The sequence below is a fragment of the Kitasatospora sp. NRRL B-11411 genome, assembly GCF_000721345.1.
In the GTDB taxonomy this organism is placed as follows: domain Bacteria; phylum Actinomycetota; class Actinomycetes; order Streptomycetales; family Streptomycetaceae; genus Kitasatospora; species Kitasatospora cineracea.
Genome location: NZ_JOGH01000003.1, coordinates 17,487 through 37,947 on the forward strand (window position 1 = coordinate 17,487; position 20,461 = coordinate 37,947).

Genomic DNA, 20,461 nt, shown 5'->3' on the forward strand with positions numbered 1-20,461 from the left:
CCCTTTACCGTGCATATTCCGGCAATATTCAGTGTTTTCAACGGAGTTGGGCCTTCGCCCAGCCCGCACCGCATGGTTCGCAGCGAAACCTCCGATTTCCCGGCACCCCCATTGCCGGTCCGCTGGCGAGAGTTTGCCAATAGTTGCCGAACCGCTGTTCCGGGATTCTCCGCGTCGTCATGCTTCTGGCCAGCCCCGTTCGACACCGCCGGCCCACCCCACCGGCGCCTGTCATCTGACCGCACGGAGCTGCACGTCAGCACCCGTTCCGCCCCAGCAGGCACTGACCCCGGTGCCCCGGAGCGCGGTGCGACCGCACAGACGCGGTTGATCCGGAAGGAACCCGTACGTGAAGCGAAAGCTCGCTGTCGGCGCCGTTCTCTCTGCCTCGGCCCTGCTGGCCGGCGCGATCCAGGTGAGCGCCGGCATGGCGTACGCCGCACCCAACCCCGCCTCCCTCAACCGCGGCGACCAGCTCGCGCTGGCCGCCGCCCAGGCCCCCGCCGCCGCCAAGGCCCTGGGCCTCGGCGCCCAGGAGAAGCTGGTCGTCAAGGACGTCGTCGTCGACGCCGACGGCACCCGCCACTTCCGCTACGAGCGCACCTACAACGGGCTGCCGGTGCTCGGCGGCGACCTGGTCGTGCACCAGGCCGCCAACGGCAAGCTGAAGTCCACCGACAAGGCCGTCGCCGGCAGCCTGGCCCCCGCCTCGCTGAGCCCGAAGCTGACGGCCGGCCAGGCCGCCGGCAAGGCGACCGGCGCGGTGCAGGCCACCGTCGGCATCGCGAAGGACGCCGACGAGTCCGCCCTCACCTCGGTCTCCGGCGCCAGCGGCGACGCCCAGCTGGTGGTCTGGGCCGCCGACGGCGCCCCGCGGCTGGCCTACCGCACCACCGTGGAGGGCCTGCGGGCGGACGGCACCCCGAGCCGCCAGCTGCTGGTCACCGACGCGGACACCGGCGCGGTGCTCTCCACCCACGAGGAGATCCAGACCGCCAACGCGACCGGCACCGGCAACGGCGTCTTCGTCGGCAACGTCTCGCTGACCACCAACTACACCGGTACCGCTTACCAGTTGAAGGACGCCACCCGCGGCGGCCAGTACACCACCACGCTGGCCAACAAGACCTCGGGCAAGGGCACCCTCTACTCGAAGTCCACCAACACCTGGGGCAACGGCCTGGCCTCCAACGGCGAGTCCGCGGCCGTCGACGCCCAGTACGGCGCGGCCGTCACCTGGGACTTCTACAAGAACACCTTCGGCCGGGCCGGCATCCGCGGCGACGGCGTCGGCGCGTACAGCCGGGTCCACTACGGGCGCAACTACGTCAACGCGTTCTGGGACGACAGCTGCTTCTGCATGACCTACGGCGACGGCGCCTCCAACACCCACCCGCTGACCGAGCTCGACGTCTCCGGCCACGAGATGAGCCACGGTGTGACCTCCAACACCGCGGGCCTCAACTACTCGGGCGAGTCCGGCGGCCTGAACGAGGCCACCTCCGACATCTTCGGCACCATGGTCGAGTTCTACGCGAACCTGCCGAAGGACAACCCGGACTACCTGATCGGCGAGCTGATCGACATCAACGGCAACGGCACGCCGCTCCGTTACATGGACAAGCCCTCCAAGGACGGCGCGTCCGCCGACTACTGGTCCTCCACCGTCGGCAGCAAGGACGTCCACTACTCCTCGGGCGTCGCCAACCACTTCTTCTACCTGCTGGCCGAGGGCAGCGGCGCCAAGACCATCAACGGCGTCAGCTACAACTCGCCCACCTACAGCGGCTCCTCGGTCACCGGCATCGGCCGGGACAAGGCCGCCCAGGTCTGGTACCGGGCGCTGAGCGTCTACATGACCTCGACCACCAACTACAAGGGCGCGCGCACCGCGACCCTGAGCGCCGCCGCCGACCTGTACGGCTCCGGCTCGGCCGAGTACAACGCGGTCGCGGCCGCGTGGACCGCGGTGAACGTCAGCTGACGCCGACCCGGTAGCAGAAAAGCCCGCGGCGGCCGGGCCTCCCACGAAGAGGCCCGGCCGCCGCGCACCACGTCCGGGGTCAGGCGGCGGCCGGCGCCGCCCCGTCCAGCTCGCCGCGCTCCTCCTTGGCCAGCATCCGCTCGGCGAAGAAGCCGCCGGTCGGCAGCACCGACAGCACGAACAGCAGCAGGCCGCGCTTCGGCTCCCAGCGGCGGGCCTGGTACGCCTGGACCAGGAACACCAGGTAGAGGATGAACAGCACGCCGTGCACCGTGCCCATCACCGGGACGGCGTTGAAGCTCGTGGTGCGCTTCAGCACCGAGCAGACCAGCAGCAGCAGGAACGACAGGCCCTCGGGGCCGGAGACCAGGCGCAGGCGGTGGACGGCGGCGACGCTCTTCACGGGGATTCCTCACGGGGCAGGACGGGCGGCGGGTTTGTGAACGGATGCACAAGCCAGGCCTATTATCACCGACCCGACGCCGCGCCCGACCGCGGACCCCCTATTCTGCTGTGCTGCGCGCGACCCGACCGCCGGGCCGCGCAGACCCACGGGGGAACGCACCATGCTGAAACGGGACTGGAACCGGCACACCTGCGCCAAGCGCGGCCACATCACCTACGCGCCCGACGAGCCCGACCTGCGGACGCGCCTGCACACCGCCACCGCCGTCGGCACCGCCTGGCGCTGCCTGCGCTGCGGCGACTTCGCCCTCGGCGCCCCGCACGGCTCCGGCCCGGCCGAGGACGCGCCGCTGGTGCCCCGCGGCAAGGCGCTGCGCGACCTGTTCATCCTGCGCTTCCTGGCCGTCGAGCGGATGCTGCGCGGCCTGCTGATCGTGGTCGTCGCCTGGGGCGTGTGGAAGTTCTCCAACAGCCAGGACGCGGTGCGCCGGATCTTCGACGAGAACCTGACCGTCTTCAAGCCGGTCACCGACCACTTCCACTTCGACCTGGAGCACTCGCCGATCGTCGACACCATCCGCAAGACCTTCGAGTACAAGCACTCCACCCTGGTCTACGTGGCCGCGGCGCTGGTGGTGTACGCGCTGATCGAGATCGTCGAGGCGTTCGGCCTGTGGTGGGGCCACCGCTGGGCCGAGTACCTGACCGTGGTCGCCACCGCCGCGTTCCTGCCGCTGGAGGGCTACGAACTCACCGAGCACGTCAGCGCGCTGAAGATCTGCACGCTGCTGCTGAACATCGCCGCGGTGCTCTGGATCATGCTCTCCAAGCGCCTGTTCGGCCTGCGCGGCGGCCGCGCCGCGTTCGAGGCCGAGCGGCACTCGGCCTCGCTGCTGGAGGTCGAGGTCTCCGCGGGGGCGCTGCCGCAGGCGGCCTGACCGCCGGGGATTCGTCCGGTATGTCCGCCTGACGGTATGTCCGATGTACGGGTTTCGTACCGAACGGGTACCAGCCCTCCCGGTTCCCCTCCCCAGCCGGGGAGGGGGCCGCTAGATTCCCGGACGTGGCACAGTTCCGACTCCAGGGGTCCAGAGTCCTCGCCGTCGATCTCGCCGGGGACACCGTCAAGGCACGCAACGGCTCGATGGTCGCCTACACCGGGCAGATGGGCTTCAAGAAGCTCACCGGCGGCGGCGACGGCCTGCGCGGCATGGTCACCCGCCGGCTCACCGGCGAACGCATGGAGGTCATGGAGGTGAAGGGGCAGGGCACCTGCTACTTCGCCGACAAGGCCACCGAGATCAACCTGGTCCGGCTGAACGGCGAGACGCTGTTCGTCGAGTCCGACAACCTGCTCGCCACCGAGGCGACGCTGCGCACCGGCACCTCCTTCACCGGCCTGAACGGCATGGCCAGCGGCAACGGCCTGTTCACCACCAAGGTCGAGGGCCAGGGCTGGGCCGCGGTCACCTCGGACGGCCCCGCGGTGATCCTCCGGGTCTCCCAGGGCCTGCCGCTGCGGGTCGACCCGGGCGCGTACATCGCCCACACCGGCAACCTGCAGCGGGCGCTCAAGTCCGGGGCCGGCTGGACCACCCTGATCGGCGAGGGCGGCGGCGAGGCCATGCAGGTCGAGTTCACCGGCGAGGGCCTGGTCTACGTCCAGCCCTCCGAGCGCAGGACGCTGGGAGGCGAGGTCTGATGGCCTTCACCCGGATCAACAGCAAGATGATCTCCGCGCAGATCCTGCCCGGCCAGCGGGTCCTCTCCCAGCGCGGCTCGATGCTCGGCTACACCGGCGAGGTCTCCTTCCAGCCCAACCTGATGGGCGGCCAGGGCGGCGTGATGTCGATGATCGGCCGCCGGGTCGCCAACGAGGACACCCCGCTGATGACCGTCGAGGGCCACGGCACCGTGATGTTCGGCCACGGCGGCCACCACGTGCACGTGATCGACCTGATCGGCGACACCCTGTACGTGGAGGCCGACCGGCTGCTCGCCTTCGAGGGCAGCCTGCAGCAGTCCACCATGTTCATGGGCCAGCAGGGCGGCCTGATGGGCGTGGTCCGCGGCCAGGTGACCGGCCAGGGCCTGTTCACCACCAAGCTCACCGGCAAGGGCGCGGTCGCCGTGATGGCCCACGGCGGGGTGATCGAACTCCCGATCTTCCCCGGCCAGTCCGTCCACGTCGACCCGCAGGCCTACGTCGCGCACCGCGGCGAGGTCACCAACAAGCTCTCCACCGCCCTCGGCTGGCGCGACATGGTCGGCCGCGGCTCCGGCGAGGCGTTCCAGCTCGAACTGTCCGGGCAGGGCACGGTGTACGTGCAGGCCAGCGAGGTGAAGCTCTGATGTCCTACCCCCCGCAGCCCCCGCAGTCGCCCTACGGCCAGCAGCCGTACGGCCAGCAGCCCCCGCCGTACCCGCCGCAGGGCCCCCCGCCCGGGTACTCCCAGCAGCAGTACGAGCAGTCCCACCAGGCCACCCAGGCCGGGATGCACGTCCCGGTGCCGCCGCCCCACCAGGCGCCCCCCGCCGGGCAGTTCGGCGCACCGGTGTTCCAGCCGCCCGGCGGCGACGGCCCGCAGGTCTGGGACGCCGGCACGCTGCCCGCCAACGACAACGTCAACCCGTACTGCTTCTCGGTCGACCTGAACGGCGCGTACTACCTGCAGAAGGGCAAGATGATCGCCTACTACGGCGAGATGCGCTTCTCCGGGATCGGCCGCGGCGCGCTCGACCAGCTCCTCGAACGGAACTTCAACTCCCCGCTGCACGCCGCCGACTGGGTGGTCGCCGAGGGGCGGGGCAAGCTGCTGCTCGCCGACCGCTCGTACGACCTCAACTCGTACGACCTGGAGGACGGCAACCTGACGGTGCGCTCGGGCAACCTGCTCGCCTTCGAGCCCACTCTGCAGCTCAAGCAGTCGATCATCCCCGGGTTCCTGACCCTGATCGGCACCGGCAAGTTCGTCGCCGCCTCCAACGGGCCGGTGCACTTCGTCGAACCCCCGATCCGGGTCGACCCGCAGGCCCTGGTCGGCTGGGCCGACTGCCCCGCGCCCTGCCACCACTACGACCACGGCTACCTGCACGGCGTCCTCGGCGGCCTGCGGCACCTGACCGGGATCGGCGGCGCCAGCGGCGAGGAGCACCAGTTCGAGTTCATCGGGGCCGGGCAGGTGCTGATGCAGTCCTCCGAGACGCTGATGGCCGAGAGGTCCGTCGGCGTGGTCGGCGCGGAGCCGGGCATTCCCGGCGCGAACGTCCCGCAGCAGCACGGCGGCGGCGGGGCGGCGGGGCTCGGCAACCTGGGGGACCTGGGGCGGCGCTTCGGGCTCTGACGGGGGGGTCCAGGGGGGCGCGAAGCCTGGTGAGCGCGAAACCAGGGGCGCGGGGAACTGCGCGCGGCGGAGGAGCACGTCAGCGAGTTCGCGGGATAGTGCAACACACTGTCCTACGAGGCGATCTGGCTGTGCGTGCTCGCTCGGCCGCGCAGTTCCCCGCGCCCCTGCTTGCGCAGGGCCTGGCGCGGCAGTTCTCCCTGCGCCCCTGGTTTCGCAGCGTCTGGCGCGGCAGTTCTCCCCGCGCCCCTGCTGGCATGGCTGGTCTCACACGGGTGTGAACTCCACCGGGAGGGAGACCAGGGCCCGGTGGATGGGGCCCGGGCGCCAGAGGACGTCCGGGGTGGGGACGGCTAGGCGGAGGTCGGTGAGGCGGCTGATCAGGTACTCGATGGCGGTGACGGCCATCAGGACGGCGGGTTGGCGGGCCGGGCAGCGGTGCGGGCCGGCGCCCCAGGCGAGGTGAGCGTAGGAGCCGCCGAGGGACTCGCTCTCGGCGGGGGTGAGCACGGCCTGCGCGTTGGCGGAGGCGTAGGAGACCAGCACCGGCTGCTCGGGGGTGAGCGGGGTGCCGTGGAAGACGATCTCGTGCCGGGGGTAGTGCGGGGAGAAGTTGGACAGCGGGGGGTCGTTCCAGAGCACTTCGTTGACCGCGTCGTGGGCGGTCATCGCGCCGCTGTGCAGCGAGCCGGCGTAGCGGTCGTCGGAGAGCATCCGCAGCAGCGCGTTGGCGATCAGGTTGGCGGTGGGTTCGTGGCCGGCCATCAGGGTGAGGGTGATGTGCCGGACGACCTCGTCGTCGGCGAGCTGGGCGGGGTGGCCGAGGAAGGCGGAGATCAGGTCGTGCCGGGGTGCGGTGCGGCGGTCGGCGACCTGTTCGGTGATGACGGCGACCAGGTCGGCGTACGCGGCGGCGGCGCCGGTGGAGGTTTCGAAGGAGCGGTTCATCGCGGTGCTGATCCGGTCGATGTCCGGGTCGGGGACGCCGTACCAGGAGGTGAGGATGAGCAGCGGGAGCCGGTAGGCGTACTGGGCGAGCAGGTCGGCCTTGCCGCCGCCGGCGAACTCGGCGATGAGCTGTTCGGCGACGGCGGTGGTGTCGCGTTGCAGCAGGTGGGGTTCGAGGATGCCGACGCTGTCGGTGATGACCTGGCGGTAGCGGGTGTGGGCGGGGCCGTCGGAGAAGAGGGCGGTGGGGCGCCAGCCGAACAGCGGGAGCAGCGGGGAGTCGGCGGGCTGGGTGGCCTGCCAGCGGCGCGGGTCGCGGGTCCAGGTGTCGGTGTCGCGGAGGACTTCGAGGGCGACGTGGTAGTCGGTGACCAGCCAGGCGTCGACGCCGGGGGCGAGTTCGACGGGGGCGAGCGGTCCGCGGTCGCGCAGCCGGGCGTAGTGGGCGTGCGGGTCGGCGGCGAACTGGGGCCCGTAGAGGGCGGTGCGGGGGGTCACGGGGCGGTCTCCGGGGGGAGGCGGTCCAGGACGTGCTCGGTGAGGGCGATCAGGGCGTCGACGCAGCCTTCGCGTTCGCGGGCGTCGACTTCGACCAGCGGGGTGGCGGGGTCGAGGTCGAGGGCGGCGCGGATCGCGTCGAGGGCGATCGGCGGGGTGTCGGGGAAGCGGTTGACGGCGACGGCGTAGGGCAGGCCGGCTTCCTCGATCAGGTCCATGGCGTCGAAGGCGTCGGCGAGCCGGCGGGTGTCGGCCAGCACGAGGGCGCCGAGGGCGCCGCGGGCGAGGTCCTCCCAGAGCGGGAGGAAGCGGCGCTGGCCGGGGGTGCCGAACAGGTAGAGGACGAACTCGCCCCCGGAGAGGGTGAGTCGGCCGAAGTCGACGGCGACGGTGGTGGCGGTCTTGTCGGGGGTGCGGCTGAGGTCGTCGACCGGGAGGCTGGCCGCGGTCATGGTCTCCTCGGTGTGCAGCGTCGGGATCTCCGACAGGGTGCGCACGAAGGTGGTCTTGCCGACCCCGAAGGGCCCGGTGACCATGAGTTTCATCAGGATCGGGTCGGTGGGGGGCAGGTAGGCCGGGGCCCCCGCGGGTCCGTCACCGGGCAGGGTGGCGGTGCTACTTGAGGGCGCGAAGTCCACTGAGGAGCCTTTCGGCGAGGTCCCGGTTGACCGGCTGGGCGGAGGGGATCGGCGCGCGGACCGCCAGGGCGCCGCGTTCGGCCAGGTCGGCGGCGATGAAGACGGTCGCGCTGACGGGCAGCCGCAGGTGGGCGGCGGCCTCGGCGACGGTCAGCGCGCCGGGGCGGACGAGTTCCCATAACTGGCGGTGCTCGCCGCCGAGTCCGGCCGGGAGGTCGGCGGCGGCGTGCAGCACGCTGAGCCGTTCCAGGCGGTGGGTGCCGGCCGCGGCGGTGCGGCCCTGGGTGGCGAGGTAGGCGGGCACCAGGCGGCGGTGGGGGCCCTGCGGGCGGGGGGAGGCGGTCATGTGTGGCTCGCTTCCCGGGCGGGGCTGGCCAGGGCCCGGGCGAGCGCGGCGACCTGGACCTGCATCTGGTAGGCGATGGTGCCGAGGTCGGCGCCGGGGAGGGCGAAGACGGCCAGCGAGGAGTTCTCGCCGGCCGGGGTGACCACGGCGTAGCCGTGCTCGGACTCGACCACGGTCTGGTTGAGCTTGACCTTCTCGGCGCCGGTGAAGGCGGTGGTGAAAGCGCGGGCGGCGGCGTGCAGCGAGGCGGTCATGGCGGCGACCCGGTCGGCGCCGTCCCGGCCGAGGTCGGCGGAGTGGCCGGTGACCAGGCCGTCGCCGGTGGCGATGACGGCGTTCTGGACGCCGGGCAGGTCGAGCAGCGGGGTGAGGACCCAGGAGAGGTCCTCGGTGTGGCGGCGGAGCTGGGCGGTCACGGGGTTTCGACTCCTTCGGGTGCGGCGGGTCCTGCGGGGCGCGCCGCCTGGTCGGTGGCGCTGCGTCCGGCGGCGGTGCCGGACTGGAGGGCCGACCACGCGCTGCGGGCCCGGTCGGGGGTGGTGCCCGCCGGGGCGGGGAGGGGGGACGGCGCGTCCTGGTGCGGGACGCGGGGGGCGCGGCGCTTGCGGGTGGGCAGGGCGTCGCCCGCGTCGAACACCGGGGCGGTCTGGGTGATCGGGCGGGGGGCCAGGGCGGAGAGCGGGGCGGCCGGGTCGGTGAGGGTGAGCAGGTCGGCGGGCAGCCGCAGGATGGCGCGGACGCCGCCGTACGGGGAGGGTTCGACCCGGCAGCCGAAGCCGAACTGGCGGCAGAGCAGGCCGATCACCGCGAAGCCGGCCTGCGGCGGGTCGCCGAGTTCGGTGAGCAGCACCTCGGCCTGGCCGTCGAGCAGGTCGCGGGCCCGTTCGAGCTGGTCGGGCTCCATGCCGACGCCCATGTCGTCGACCACGACCAGGGCGCCGGAGCTGCCCTGTTCGACGGAGACCACGACCCGGGTCTCGGGGTGCGAGTAGGCGGTGGCGTTGCCGAGGATCTCGGCGAGCGCGATGGCGACGGGTTCGGCGGCCCGGGCGGCCACCGCGAGCCGGGGTTCGCGCAGGTGGTTGGTGATCTCGACGCGGGCGTAGCCGGCCACCCGGGACTGCGCGCCGACGCAGAGTTCGGCGAGCGGGGAGTCCTCCCGGGTCATGCCGGGCCAGGCGCCGGAGAGCACGGCGAGGGACTGGACCCGGCGCAGGGTGAGTTCGTTGCGGAAGTCGAGGGCGAGCATCCGGGGGTCGTCGACGGTGAGCTGGATCTCCTCCAGCAGCGAGCGGACCTGGATCAGCAGCGCCTGGATCTTGGAGGCGGCGCCGCGCAGGGCGGCCCGGGCGGCGGCGTCGGTGCGTTCGCGTTCGGCGAGCGCGGCGCGGACGGCGGTGCCCAGGACGGCGTCCAGGGCGCGGTGCAGTTCCTCGTGGCCGGTGCCGGTGTCGAGCGGGCCGGGGACGGGGGTGCGGGGGTGGGTGAGCGCGGTGGCGGCGGCGGGCAGGCGTTCGTGCGCGAGGTGGGTGAGTTCGCGGACGGCGGTGGCCAGCCGGGCTTCGGCGAGGGTGTGCCGGGCCTCGGCGGCGTGGGCCCGACCGTCGGCCGTGCGGGCGCGTTCCTCGCCGGTGCGGGCGCGGTCCTCGGCGGCCCGGGCGCGGACTTCGGCGCCCTGGGCGCGGGTCTCGGCCTCGGTGGCGCGCTGGGTGGCGACCCGGGCGGTGCGGGTGGCCCGCCGGGCCGACCAGAGCAGGGGTCCTGCGGTCAGCGCGGCACCGGCCAGCAGGGCGAGCACGATCTCGACCATGGGGTCCTCGGGGAAGTCGTCGCTGGGGTCGGAGGGGGGGTGCTGGGGTCGGTTCAGGCGGTGCGGGCGGCGCGCTGCCGGGCCAGGCCGGCCATCCGGCCGACGACCTCGAGCATGGCGGGGGGTTCGGCGCCGTCGAGGTGCCGGTACTCGGTGCCGATGGTGACCAGCAGCCGTTCGGGGAGGCCGAGTTCGGGGTAGCGGGCCTCGTCGATGACGGCCCGGGCGGCTTCGGCGGCGGTGCGGCCGGCGGCGTGCAGGGCGTGCGCGCGGTCGCGGACGTAGCGCAGGTAGCCGGCGTGGGCGCGCAGGTCGGCGCGGGTGAGCAGCGGGCCGTGGCCGGGGACGACGGTCTCGGCGCCGGTGTCGAGCAGCCGTTCGACGGCGTCGATGACGTTGCCGAGCGGGCCGGCCCAGTGCACGGGGTGGTCGCCGGGGCGCTCGGCGGTGGAGCCGAAGACGATGTCGCCGGTGAAGACGGTGGAGCGGGTGGGCAGGTGGACGATCAGGTCGCCGCTGGTGTGGGCCGGCGGGAGGCTGCTGATCTGCACCGGGATGTCGCCGACGCGCAGGTCGAGTTCGCCGGTGAAGACGGTGTCGGGGACGACCGGCGGGGTGTCGGCCCAGTTGAAGCAGCCGAAGTGCTCGTGCAGGTAGGCGCCGGTGTCGTCGTCCTTGTCGAGGTTCTGCAGCAGGGCGTGCTGCTGCTCGGGGGTCGGCTCGTAGGCGATGTGGTGCAGGGCCTCGCGGGTGGTGATGACCTCGGCGTCGGGCAGGACGCCGGCGCCCCAGAGGTGGTCGCCGTTGGCGTGGGTGACCACGATCCGGCCGACCTCGGTGCCGGGGGCGAGGACGGCGCGGGTGCGCTCCAGGAACTCGCCGGCCAGGGTGCGGTCGTAGGGGGTGTCGATCCACAGCGCGGAGCCGCCGGCGGTGACCAGGCCGCAGTTGGCCAGTCCCCAACCACGTTGCTGCGGCTGCCATGCGTATATACCGTCGGCTATCGAATGGAAGTGCGCGCTCCGCGTCGTCATGGGCGCGATTATGCCCAACTCTGTGTCACCGTTTGACTCCGGGCCGGGAATTGGCCACGAGCGGCCGGATCCGGCCGGGTGGGGCGGCGGTGGTGCGTGGGCGGAGCACTCGGTCCAGACCGCGGTCGGGCGCGGCGGTCCGGGTGGTGAATTCGTACAACATTGAACAACTTCGGCTATACTCGGCCGCATGGACAACCCTGTGACCGAAGCGCCCGCGGTCCCCGCCTCCCGCCGGGACGGCGAGGCGGACACCCCGTGGCTCGACGCCCGCGAGCAGCGGTTCTGGCGCGCCCACCTGGAGGTCGGCAAGCTGCTCGACCACCAGCTGAGCCGGGAGCTGCAGGCGCACAACCTCGCCATCAACGACTACGAGATCCTGGTGGTGCTCTCCGAGTCCCCGGACCGCCGGATGCGGATGACCGACCTGGCCACCGCCACCCTGCAGTCCAAGAGCCGGCTCTCGCACCAGATCACCCGGATGGAGACGGCCGGCCTGGTGCTGCGCCAGGAGTGCCCGGGCGACCGCCGCGGCCTGTACGCGCACCTGACCGAGCACGGCTGGGAGACGCTCCGCAAGGTCGCCCCGGACCACGTCCGCAGCGTCCGCGAGCACTTCATCGACCGGCTCACCGACGAGCAGCTGGACGCGCTGTACGCGGCCCTGGCCCCGATCGCCGAGCACCTGCGCGGGCTCCGCGGCCGGGGCTGACCGGCAGCCTCAGGAGGTCAGTTCGGCCACCAGCCGGTCGGCCGCCGCGTACGGGTCGAGCTCGCCCGCCGCGACCTGCCCGGCCAGCGCGTCCAGGTGCCGGTCGCCGCGCAGGTCGCCGATCCGGGCGCGCAGCGCGGCCAGCGTGATCGCCTCGACCTCCTGGGCGGCCCGGCGCCGGCGGCGGGCGTCCAGCTCGCCGGTCTCGGCCAGCCAGCCGCGGTGCTTCTCCAGCGCCTCGACGAGCTCGTCCACGCCCTCGCCGCGGGCCGCCACGGTCTTGACGATCGGCGGCCGCCAGTCGCCCGCCTGCCGGGACTCCCCCAGGCCGAGCATGTGGTTGAGCTCGCGGGCGGTGGCGTCCGCGCCGTCCCGGTCGGCCTTGTTGACCACGAACACGTCGCCGATCTCCAGGATGCCCGCCTTGGCGGCCTGGATGCCGTCGCCCATGCCGGGGGCCAGCAGCACCACCGAGGTGTCGGCCTGCGCGGCGACCTCCACCTCGGACTGCCCGACGCCGACGGTCTCCACCAGGATCACGTCGCAGCCGGCCCCGTCCAGCACCCGCAGCGCCTGCGGGGCGGCCCAGGCCAGGCCGCCGAGGTGGCCGCGGGTGGCCATCGAGCGGATGAACACCTCCGGGTCGGTGGCGTGCTCCTGCATCCGCACCCGGTCGCCGAGCAGCGCCCCGCCGGAGAACGGCGAGGACGGGTCGACGGCCAGCACCCCGACCCGCTTGCCGAGCCGGCGGTAGGCGCTCACCAGCGCCGAGGTGGAGGTGGACTTGCCCACCCCGGGCGAGCCGGTCAGGCCCACCGTGTAGGCCCGCCCGCTGTACGGGGCGAGCGCCGCCATCACCTCGCGCAGTTCGGGCGCGGCGTTCTCCACCAGCGTGATCAGCCGGGCCACCGCCCGGGGACGGCCCTGCCGGGCCTGCTCGACCAGCGTCGCCACATCGGCCATCGAAAATCGCTCCTCGCAGCAGAAAGACGGACGCCCCGCCGGGCCGCACGCGCGGCCCGACGGGGGTCCTGGGGTTTCCCGGGATTCAGGTCAGCCCTGCGCGGGGACCTTGACGATCAGCGCGTCGCCCTGGCCGCCGCCGCCGCACAGCGCGGCCGCGCCGACCCCGCCGCCGCGGCGCTGCAGCTCCAGCGCCAGGTGCAGCACCACGCGGGCGCCGGACATGCCGATCGGGTGGCCGAGCGCGATCGCGCCGCCGTTGACGTTGACGATCGAGTCGTCCACGCCGAGGTCCTTCATCGACTGGTGGGCGACGGCGGCGAACGCCTCGTTGATCTCGATCAGGTCGAGGTCCCCGACCTCCAGGCCCTCCTTGGCGAGGGCGTGCTTGATCGCGTTGGACGGCTGCGACTGCAGCGAGTTGTCCGGGCCCGCGACGTTGCCGTGCGCGCCGATCTCGGCGATCCAGGTCAGGCCCAGCTCCTCGGCCTTGGCCTTGCTCATCACCACGACCGCGGCGGCGCCGTCGGAGATCTGCGAGGAGGTGCCGGCCGTGATCGTGCCGTCCTTGGCGAAGGCCGGGCGCAGCTTGGCCAGGCCCTCGACGGTGGTGTCGGCGCGGATGCCCTCGTCCTGGCTGAACAGCACCGGCTCGCCCTTGCGCTGCGGGATCGGCACCGGGGTGATCTCGGCCTCGAACACGCCGTCGGCCTGGGCCTTGGCGGCGCGCTGGTGCGAGGCGGCCGCGATCGCGTCCTGCACGTCGCGGGTGATGCCCAGGCGGGTGTTGTGCTTCTCGGTGGACTCGCCCATCGGGATGTTCTCGTAGGCGTCGGTCAGGCCGTCGTGGGCCATCGCGTCGAGCATGCCGATCGCGCCGTACTTGAAGCCCTCGCGGGACTTCGGCAGCAGGTGCGGGGCGTTGGTCATCGACTCCTGGCCGCCGGCCACCACGATGTCGAACTCCCCGGCCCGGATCAGCTGGTCGGCCAGCGCGATCGCGTCCAGCCCGGAGAGGCAGACCTTGTTGATGCTCAGCGCCGGGACGCTCATCGGGATGCCGGCCTTGACCGCCGCCTGCCGCGCCGGGATCTGCCCCGCGCCGGCCTGCAGCACCTGTCCCATGATCACGTACTGCACCTGCCCGCCGGTGATCCCGGCCCGCTCCAGCGCGGCCTTGATGGCGAAGCCGCCCAGCTCGGCGCCGGAGAATCCCTTGAGCGAGCCGAGCAGCCGCCCCATCGGGGTGCGGGCACCTGCGACGATCACAGAAGTAGTCATGGACGAGCCCCTTCGCGCGTCGGACCAGAGGGTACGGGGGATGCGGTCAATGTACTGATCGGTCACCTCTGCGTCACCGCCGGGACGATGTGATCAGCGCTACTGGCACTTCCCAGTGAACACTGTGCCGGAACCGGGCGGGGACGTGTGAGCAGGCTCGCAGCGCGGCCCGCTGGCGTCCGGTCGGCGCGATGCGCTGCACTGGGTGCCATCCCTCACCGTCCGCACCCTCCGGAGGACACCGTGCTGACCCGCATCGACCACATCGGCATCGCCTGCTTCGACCTGGACCGGACGGTCGAGTTCTACCGCTCCGCCTACGGCTTCGAGGTGTTCCACAGCGAGGTCAACGAGGAGCAGGGGGTGCGCGAGGCGATGCTGAAGATCAACGACACCGGGGACGGCGGGGCCTCCTACCTGCAGCTGCTGGAGCCGACCCGGGAGGACTCCACGGTGGCCAAGTGGCTGGCCAAGAACGGCGAGGGCGTGCACCACATCGCGTTCGGCACCGCCGACGTGGACGCCGACGCGGCCGCGATCGCGGGCAAGGGCGTGCGGGTGCTGTACGACGAGCCGCGGCGGGGGTCGATGGGCTCCCGGATCACCTTCCTGCACCCCAAGGACTGCGGCGGCGTGCTGACCGAACTGGTCACCAGCGCGGAGCCGTCCGAGCACTGACCGGAGCCGGTCGAGAGCGGGTACGCACCGGGTACGGGGCGGGTACGGGGGCCGTCCGGCCGGTAACGAACCGGTCGGTAACTTCCGAAAAGCACCTCGCCCCCATTCCCCCGGGAGCGGCTCCCACTACAATGCCCAGGTGCGCTGGTACCTCCGGTCCGCGCACCGCAGGGGAGTCCACGACGCGGGCACGGCCGGACGGTCGCCGTTCGGATCTGTCACCATTCTCCAGAGGCAACATTTCGCTCCCGGGTCCACCCGGACGGCGGAGCGACGGCAAGGACCAACCGATCCGCCCGTGGACCACGGGGGCGGAGCGGCCCGGTCGAGGACGCGACCAGGAGATGGATGGACCGCGGAGTGCGGGGCTACGACCGCTACGAGGCTGAGGATCACCTCTCCAAGTTCGAGGCCGAGCTGGAGAAGGCCCGCAAGGAGCGGGACAAGACCATCGAGCACGCCGACGACCTCGCCTACCAGGTGGAGGTCCTCCGGGCCAAGCTGCACGAGGCCCGCCGGCAGCTCGCCCAGCCGCGCGCCTTCGACTCCGTCTCCGGCCAGGCCGAACAGGTCCTGCGCAACGCCGAGATGCAGGCCGAGGCGCTGCGCGCGGACGCCGAGCGCGCCGTGCGCGAGTCGCAGGCCGCCACCCAGCGGATGCTGGCCGAGGCCGCCGAGCGCACCGCCCAGCTGGAGGCCGAGTTCAACGCCCGGCGCCGCCGGCTGGAGGAGGAGCTCGCCGAGTTCCGGGCCGCCGCCGAGCGCCACGTCAACGAGAACGTCAGCTGGGCGGAGCAGACCCGCGCCGGCACCGAGCAGGAGGCCCAGCGCCTGCTGCAGGAGGCCCGCGCCGAGGCCGACCGGATGATGGCCGCCGTCCGCGCCGAGGCCGCCGCCCTCGCCGACCAGGCCCGCGCCCAGACCGCCGCCGACGTGGACGCCGCCCGCGGCGAGGCCCAGGCCCAGGCCGAGGCCGCCCTGCTGCGCGCCCAGACCGACGCCGAGCGCCTGCTGCGCGCCGCCTCCGAGCAGGCCCAGCAGACCGGCGCCCAGGCCGAGGAGCACCGCGCCGCCGCCCTCGGCGCCGCCCAGCAGCAGCTCGCCGACGCGCACGCCGCCGCCGAGCAGAAGCTCGCCGCCGCCGAGGCCGAGATCACCACCCTCAAGCAGCAGGCCCGCGCCGACCAGGAGCGCGCCGCGGCCGCCCTGGCCGGCGCCCAGGCCGAGATAGAGCGGCTGCGCGCCGAGGCCCTGGCCGAGACCGAGCGGGCCCGCGCCGAGGCCGCCCGGATGCGCGAGGAGGCCACCGCCGCCGCCCAGCGCCTGCAGGCCGAGGCCACCAGCGAGGCCGAGCGCAAGGTCGCCGACGGCGCCGCCGCCAGCGAGCAGCGCTCCGCCACCGCCCGCGCCGAGATCGCCAAGATGGTGGCCGCCGCCACCCGCGAGGCCGACCTGATCCGCTCCGCCGCCGCCACCGTGCAGGCCGAGGCGGACGCCGCCAAGGCCGCCGCCCGCGAGGAGAGCGAGCGCCTGCGCGGCGCCGCCGAGTCGGTCGCCAACGAGCTGCGCGCCGAGGCCGAGGCGGAGATCGCCGAGCGCCGGGCCGCCACCGAGGCCGAGGCCGCCCGGCTGCGCGAGGAGGCCGCCGCCGAGGCCGAACGGATCCGCACCGAGGCCGAGGAGGCCGGCCGGGCCGAGGGCGCCAAGGACGCCGCGCTGCGGCTGGCCCGGGCCGCCAAGCAGGCCGAGGAGGTGCTCGCCCGGGCGGGCAACGACGCCGAGTCCACCCGCAGCGAGGCCGCCGCCGAGGCCGAACGGCTGGTCGAGCACGCCAAGTCCGAGGCCGGCACCCTGCTGGAGCAGGCCCGCGAGGCCGTCGAGCAGGCGCAGAACGCCGCCATGGAGGACGCCGCCTCGATCCGCGAGCAGCTGGAGCGGATGCAGGCCGACGCCGCCCGGGCCCGCGAGCAGGCCGAGGAGCAGCGCTCCACCGCCGAGGCCGAGGCCGAACGGGTCCGGGCCGAGGCCCGCCGGCAGGCCGCGGTGCAGATCGAGGAGTCCGCGAAGCAGGCCGAGGAGCTGCTGACCAGCGCCAAGTCCGATGCGGACGCGCTGCGTTCGGGCGTCGGCGAGGAGGTCGAGCGGCTGCGCGCGGAGGCCCGCGAGCAGGCCGCCGCCGTCCAGGGCCGGGCCGAGCAGACCCTGGCCCGGGCCCGCGCCGAGGGCGAGAAGATCACCGCCGCCGCCGAGCAGGCCCGCGCCGAGAAGCTGGCCGCGGCCGAGGCCGCCGCCGAGGAGACCCGGGCCGCCGCCGAACGGCACGGCGCCGAGCTGCGCGAGCAGGCCGCCGCCGCGGCCGCCACCGTCCGGGCCGAGGCCGACGCCGCCGCCGAGGCGCTGCGGGCCGACACCGCCCAGTGGGCCGAGCAGCACCGCGCCGAAGCCGAGGAGGCCGGCCGGATCCTCCGCGCCGACGCCGAGGACGCCGCCCGCGCCGTCGCCCAGCGGGCCGAGGCCGCCGCCGAGGCGCTGCGCGAGGAGGCCGCCGCCGCCCGCGAGGCCGCCCGCGCCAACCTGGAGCGCGACCAGGCGCAGACCGCCGAGAAGCTGGCCGAGGCCGCCGCCGTCCGGGAGGCCGCCGACGGCGAGGCCGAGCAGGTCCGCGAGGCCGCCCGCACCGAGGCCGCCGCGCTGCGCGAGAGCGCCGCCACCGACGCCGCCCGGGCCCGCGCCGACGCCGAGCAGGACGCCGAGCGGCTGCGCACCGAGGCCGAGCAGGCCCTGGCCGCCGCCCGCGCGGACGCCGCCGCCCTGGGCACCGAGGCCGCCGCCGACCGGGCCGAGGCGGCCCGGCTGCGCGAGGAGGCCGAGGGCTACGACCGCGAACTGCGCGCCACCGCCGACCGCGAGACCGCCGAACTGCGCGCGACCGCCGAGCGCGAGACCGCCGAGCTGCGGGCCGCCGCCGAGCGGGAGACCGCCGAACTGCGCGAGCGGGCCGAGCACGAGACCACCGAGCAGCGCACCGCCGCCGAGGCGTACGACCGCGAACTGCGGGCCGCCGCCGAACGCGAGACCACCGAGCTGCGCGCCACCGCCGAGCGCGAGAGCACCGAACTGCGGGAGAGCGCCGAGGCGTACGACCGCGAGCTGCGGGCGACCGCCGAGCGGGAGACCGCGGAGCTGCGCGAGCGGGCCGAGCACGCCGCCGAGCAGCTGCGGGCGAACGGCGAGGCGCGGGCCGCCGAGCTGGTCGCGGCGGCCGAGCAGGAGGCCGCCGAGGTCCGCCAGTCGGTGGCGGGCATGCACGAGAAGGCCACCGGGCAGATCGCCGAGCTGCGGGCCGCGGCCGAGCGGGAGAGCACCGAGCTGCGCGAGAGCGCCGAGGCGTACGACCGCGAGCTGCGGGCCACCGCGGAGCGGGAGAGCGCCGAACTGCGGGCCGCGGTCGCGGAGTTCGTGCAGCAGCAGCGGGCCGAGGCGGAGGCCGCCGGACAGCGCGTGCTGGCCGAGGCGGAGGAGTTGGCGGCGGCGGCGCTGGCGGAGGCCGAGGAGCGGTCGGCCGCGCTGCGCTCGGACGCCGAGGAGTACGCGCTGGCGACCCGGACGCTGGCGGAGGACTTCGACGCGGACATCCGCGGCCGGGCCGAGTCCTTCGACCGGGAGACCCGGGAGGCCGCCGAGGCGTACGACAAGGCGACCCGCGAGCAGGCGAAGTCGGTGCTGGAGAAGGCGTTCGCGGACGCCGAGCAGCTCGGCGAGGAGGCCCAGGCGGAGGCGCTGGCGGTGGCCGCGGCCGCCGAGGAGCAGTCCGACGCGATGGTGTCGGCGGCCCGCCAGGAGGCGGAGCGGCTGCGCGCCGAGGCCGAGGCGCAGGGCAAGGCCGAGGTGGAGAAGGCCCGTTCGGACGCGGACGCGCTGCTCTCGGAGGCCCGGCGGGACTCCACGGCGATCCGCGAGCGGGCCGAGGAGCTGCGCGAGCGCACCGACGCCGAGATCGAGGCGCTGCACGAGCGGGCCCGCAAGGAGAACGCGCAGGCGATGAAGTCCGCCGGCGAGCGGGTGGACGCGCTGGTGACGGCGGCCCAGGAGCAGCTGACCGAGGCCGAGGAGCAGGCGCAGGCGCAGGTCGCGGAGGCCGAGGAGCGGGCCGCGGAGCTGATCGCGGCGGCCGAGTCCCGGGTGTCCGAGCTGACGTCGGAGGCGTCCGCGGAGGCGGGCCGGGTGCGGATCGCCGCGGTGCGCAAGGCCGAGACGCTGCTCAAGGAGGCCGAGAACAAGCTGGCCGACTCCACCACCCGGGCCGAGGCGCTGATCATCAAGGCGGAGGCGAAGCTCAAGGCCGCCGAGATGGAGTCCGAGGAGCAGTTGGAGGCGGCGGCCGACGAGGCGGCGTCCCGGCTCAAGCGTGCCGACGAGGAGGCCGAGAAGCGGATCCGCCGGGCCGGTTCGGACGCCGAGGAGCAGCTGCGGCTGGCCGCGGAGGAGAGCGAGCGGATCCTCGCCGAGGCGAAGTCCGAGGCCAAGCGCGTGACCGACGAGGGCCAGCGGGAGTTGGACGAGCTGGTCCGTCGGCGCAAGGACATCAACACCGAGATCTCTCGGGTCCAGGACGTGCTGTCGGCGTTGGAGGCGTTCGAGGCGCCCGCCGCGTCGGCCCACGGCAACGGGGGAAGCAAGAAGGACGGAGGGCCCAAGGCAGGTGCCGGAGTGGGCTCTCCGCGGTCGGGAGGCAATCGCTCCGGGGGCGCGCCACCCGATTGAGCGGACATTGTCCGCGAACCGACGGCGTTTCGCCGTTGACACTCCGGTACCGTGTCAGGATTCCCTCAACCATCTCAGCGGTTTGACGACAGGAAGCCCAGAAATCCCATGAGCGACAGTCACTCCCCGCACGGCTTCGACCTGGTACGCCGTGGGTACGAGCGCGCCCAGGTCGACGAGCGGATCGCCAAGCTGGTGGCCGACCGAGACAGCGCGCTCTCCCGGATCAGCGCGCTGGAGAAGCGCATCGAGGAACTCCACCTGGAGACCCAGACGGCCCAGGCCGCGGTCACCGACGCGGAGCCCTCGTACGCCGGCCTCGGTGCCCGCGTCGAGAAGATCCTCCGCCTCGCCGAGGAGGAGGCCAAGGACCTGCGCGACGAGGCGCACCGCGCCGCCGAGCAGCACCGCGAGCTGGCCGAGGCCGCCGCGCAGCAGGTCCGCACCGAGGCCGAGAACTACGCCAAGGACCGCAAGGCCAAGGCGGAGGACGAGGGCCTGCGGATCGTCGACAAGGCCAAGTCGGACGCGGCGCAGCTGCGGGCCGAGGCCAACAAGGACGCGCAGAACAAGCGCGAGGAGGCGGACGCCCTCTTCGAGGAGACCCGCACCAAGGCCGCCCAGGCCGCCCTGGAGTTCGAGACCAACCTGGCCAAGCGCCGGGAGCAGTCCGAGCGCGACCTGGCGGCCCGTCAGGCCAAGGCGGAGAAGCGCCTGGCCGAGATCGAGCACCGGGCGGAGCAGCTGCGCCTGGAGGCCGAGAAGCTGCGCACCGACGCGGAGCGCCGCTCCCGGCAGACCATCGAGACGGCGCAGCGCCAGGCCGAGGACATCGTGGCCGACGCCAACGCGAAGGCCGACCGGGTCCGCAGCGAGTCGGAGCGCGAGCTGGCGGCGCTCACCAACCGCCGCGACTCGATCAACGCCCAGCTGACCAACGTGCGCGAGATGCTGGCCACGCTGACCGGTGCGGCGGTCGCGGCGGCCTCCCAGCCGACCGACGACTCGCTGGGCGTGCCGGCGCAGCAGTCGCGCTGACACCCTGTCCGGACACCG

Annotated in this window: 18 protein-coding genes; 9 read left to right on the forward strand and 9 right to left on the reverse strand. The window is 73.8% G+C overall.

Features of this window, described 5'->3' with window-relative positions; translation table 11 throughout:
• Positions 1 to 349: 349 nt before the first annotated feature.
• Complete coding sequence (locus IH44_RS0102485; RefSeq protein ID WP_030457685.1) at positions 350 to 1,984, forward strand: M4 family metallopeptidase; 1,635 nt, start codon at positions 350 to 352, stop codon at positions 1,982 to 1,984.
• Between the two features lie 79 nt (positions 1,985 to 2,063).
• Here the strand turns inward: IH44_RS0102485 and IH44_RS0102490 are convergent, their stop codons facing one another.
• The gene (locus tag IH44_RS0102490; protein ID WP_035953674.1) at positions 2,064 to 2,393 is read right to left on the reverse strand and encodes a DUF3817 domain-containing protein; all 330 of its coding nucleotides are present in this window, start codon (positions 2,391 to 2,393) and stop codon (positions 2,064 to 2,066) included.
• Between the two features lie 160 nt (positions 2,394 to 2,553).
• Between IH44_RS0102490 and IH44_RS0102495 the strand changes: the two genes are divergently transcribed.
• The 4 genes from IH44_RS0102495 (at position 2,554) to IH44_RS0102510 (ending at position 5,733) form a co-directional block, all read left to right on the forward strand.
• Positions 2,554 to 3,327, forward strand: a complete 774-nt coding sequence (locus tag IH44_RS0102495) for a DUF2127 domain-containing protein (protein ID WP_030457687.1) — start codon at positions 2,554 to 2,556, stop codon at positions 3,325 to 3,327.
• Between the two features lie 125 nt (positions 3,328 to 3,452).
• The gene (locus tag IH44_RS0102500; protein WP_030457688.1) at positions 3,453 to 4,091 is read left to right on the forward strand and encodes an AIM24 family protein; all 639 of its coding nucleotides are present in this window, start codon (positions 3,453 to 3,455) and stop codon (positions 4,089 to 4,091) included.
• Positions 4,091 to 4,741: an AIM24 family protein gene (locus IH44_RS0102505; RefSeq protein ID WP_030457689.1), complete on the forward strand. Its 651-nt coding sequence runs from the start codon at positions 4,091 to 4,093 to the stop codon at positions 4,739 to 4,741. Before IH44_RS0102500 ends, IH44_RS0102505 begins: the two co-directional genes overlap by 1 nt.
• Before the next feature lie 143 nt (positions 4,742 to 4,884).
• Entirely contained in the window at positions 4,885 to 5,733 is an 849-nt protein-coding gene (locus IH44_RS0102510; protein WP_051816493.1) for an AIM24 family protein, read from the forward strand.
• Positions 5,734 to 6,000: 267 nt separating this feature from the next.
• On the opposite strand, the gene IH44_RS0102515 is transcribed toward IH44_RS0102510, so the two are convergent.
• The 6 genes from IH44_RS0102515 to IH44_RS0102540 all read right to left on the reverse strand — a co-directional run bounded on the left by IH44_RS0102515 (position 6,001) and on the right by IH44_RS0102540 (position 11,007).
• Complete coding sequence (locus tag IH44_RS0102515; RefSeq protein ID WP_030457691.1) at positions 6,001 to 7,179, reverse strand: cytochrome P450; 1,179 nt, start codon at positions 7,177 to 7,179, stop codon at positions 6,001 to 6,003.
• Positions 7,176 to 7,724, reverse strand: a complete 549-nt coding sequence (locus tag IH44_RS0102520) for an ATP/GTP-binding protein (RefSeq protein ID WP_030457692.1) — start codon at positions 7,722 to 7,724, stop codon at positions 7,176 to 7,178. Before IH44_RS0102520 ends, IH44_RS0102515 begins: the two co-directional genes overlap by 4 nt.
• Positions 7,725 to 7,794: 70 nt before the next feature.
• Positions 7,795 to 8,163: a DUF742 domain-containing protein gene (locus tag IH44_RS0102525; protein ID WP_030457693.1), complete on the reverse strand. Its 369-nt coding sequence runs from the start codon at positions 8,161 to 8,163 to the stop codon at positions 7,795 to 7,797.
• The gene (locus tag IH44_RS0102530) at positions 8,160 to 8,579 is read right to left on the reverse strand and encodes a roadblock/LC7 domain-containing protein (protein WP_030457694.1); all 420 of its coding nucleotides are present in this window, start codon (positions 8,577 to 8,579) and stop codon (positions 8,160 to 8,162) included. The genes IH44_RS0102525 and IH44_RS0102530 overlap by 4 nt, the downstream gene beginning before the upstream one ends.
• On the reverse strand, positions 8,576 to 9,973 hold the full coding sequence (locus IH44_RS0102535) for an ATP-binding protein (protein ID WP_051816473.1): 1,398 nt from the start codon (positions 9,971 to 9,973) through the stop codon (positions 8,576 to 8,578). The genes IH44_RS0102530 and IH44_RS0102535 overlap by 4 nt, the downstream gene beginning before the upstream one ends.
• A gap of 53 nt (positions 9,974 to 10,026) precedes the next feature.
• Entirely contained in the window at positions 10,027 to 11,007 is a 981-nt protein-coding gene (locus tag IH44_RS0102540) for an MBL fold metallo-hydrolase (RefSeq protein WP_051816474.1), read from the reverse strand.
• Positions 11,008 to 11,197: 190 nt separating this feature from the next.
• Between IH44_RS0102540 and IH44_RS0102545 the strand changes: the two genes are divergently transcribed.
• Positions 11,198 to 11,719, forward strand: coding sequence for a MarR family winged helix-turn-helix transcriptional regulator (locus IH44_RS0102545; protein ID WP_030457697.1), 522 nt, complete (start codon positions 11,198 to 11,200; stop codon positions 11,717 to 11,719).
• Positions 11,720 to 11,728: 9 nt separating this feature from the next.
• On the opposite strand, the gene meaB is transcribed toward IH44_RS0102545, so the two are convergent.
• Both meaB and IH44_RS0102555 read right to left on the reverse strand, forming a co-directional pair.
• The gene (gene meaB / locus IH44_RS0102550; RefSeq protein WP_030457698.1) at positions 11,729 to 12,682 is read right to left on the reverse strand and encodes a methylmalonyl Co-A mutase-associated GTPase MeaB; all 954 of its coding nucleotides are present in this window, start codon (positions 12,680 to 12,682) and stop codon (positions 11,729 to 11,731) included.
• Between the two features lie 90 nt (positions 12,683 to 12,772).
• Complete coding sequence (locus IH44_RS0102555) at positions 12,773 to 13,963, reverse strand: acetyl-CoA C-acetyltransferase (protein ID WP_030457699.1); 1,191 nt, start codon at positions 13,961 to 13,963, stop codon at positions 12,773 to 12,775.
• A gap of 243 nt (positions 13,964 to 14,206) precedes the next feature.
• Between IH44_RS0102555 and mce the strand changes: the two genes are divergently transcribed.
• The 3 genes from mce (at position 14,207) to IH44_RS0102570 (ending at position 20,443) form a co-directional block, all read left to right on the forward strand.
• Positions 14,207 to 14,641, forward strand: a complete 435-nt coding sequence (gene mce / locus IH44_RS0102560; protein ID WP_030457700.1) for a methylmalonyl-CoA epimerase — start codon at positions 14,207 to 14,209, stop codon at positions 14,639 to 14,641.
• Between the two features lie 348 nt (positions 14,642 to 14,989).
• Positions 14,990 to 19,405: a hypothetical protein gene (locus IH44_RS49300; RefSeq protein ID WP_035953680.1), complete on the forward strand. Its 4,416-nt coding sequence runs from the start codon at positions 14,990 to 14,992 to the stop codon at positions 19,403 to 19,405.
• A 108-nt stretch (positions 19,406 to 19,513) separates the two neighbouring features.
• On the forward strand, positions 19,514 to 20,443 hold the full coding sequence (locus IH44_RS0102570; RefSeq protein ID WP_030457702.1) for a cellulose-binding protein: 930 nt from the start codon (positions 19,514 to 19,516) through the stop codon (positions 20,441 to 20,443).
• The last annotated feature ends 18 nt before the right edge of the window (positions 20,444 to 20,461 follow it).

Coding starts and splice junctions, on each gene's coding strand:
- IH44_RS0102505 (WP_030457689.1), top strand. CDS start 4,091: ATGGCCTTCACCCGGATCAACAGCAAGATGATCTCCGCGCAGATCCTG.
- IH44_RS0102520 (WP_030457692.1), bottom strand. CDS start 7,724: ATGAAACTCATGGTCACCGGGCCCTTCGGGGTCGGCAAGACCACCTTC.
- IH44_RS0102525 (WP_030457693.1), bottom strand. CDS start 8,163: ATGACCGCCTCCCCCCGCCCGCAGGGCCCCCACCGCCGCCTGGTGCCC.
- IH44_RS0102555 (WP_030457699.1), bottom strand. CDS start 13,963: ATGACTACTTCTGTGATCGTCGCAGGTGCCCGCACCCCGATGGGGCGG.
- IH44_RS0102510 (WP_051816493.1), top strand. CDS start 4,885: ATGCACGTCCCGGTGCCGCCGCCCCACCAGGCGCCCCCCGCCGGGCAG.
- IH44_RS0102545 (WP_030457697.1), top strand. CDS start 11,198: ATGGACAACCCTGTGACCGAAGCGCCCGCGGTCCCCGCCTCCCGCCGG.
- IH44_RS0102540 (WP_051816474.1), bottom strand. CDS start 11,007: ATGACGACGCGGAGCGCGCACTTCCATTCGATAGCCGACGGTATATAC.
- meaB (WP_030457698.1), bottom strand. CDS start 12,682: ATGGCCGATGTGGCGACGCTGGTCGAGCAGGCCCGGCAGGGCCGTCCC.
- IH44_RS0102570 (WP_030457702.1), top strand. CDS start 19,514: ATGAGCGACAGTCACTCCCCGCACGGCTTCGACCTGGTACGCCGTGGG.
- IH44_RS0102535 (WP_051816473.1), bottom strand. CDS start 9,973: ATGGTCGAGATCGTGCTCGCCCTGCTGGCCGGTGCCGCGCTGACCGCA.
- IH44_RS49300 (WP_035953680.1), top strand. CDS start 14,990: ATGGACCGCGGAGTGCGGGGCTACGACCGCTACGAGGCTGAGGATCAC.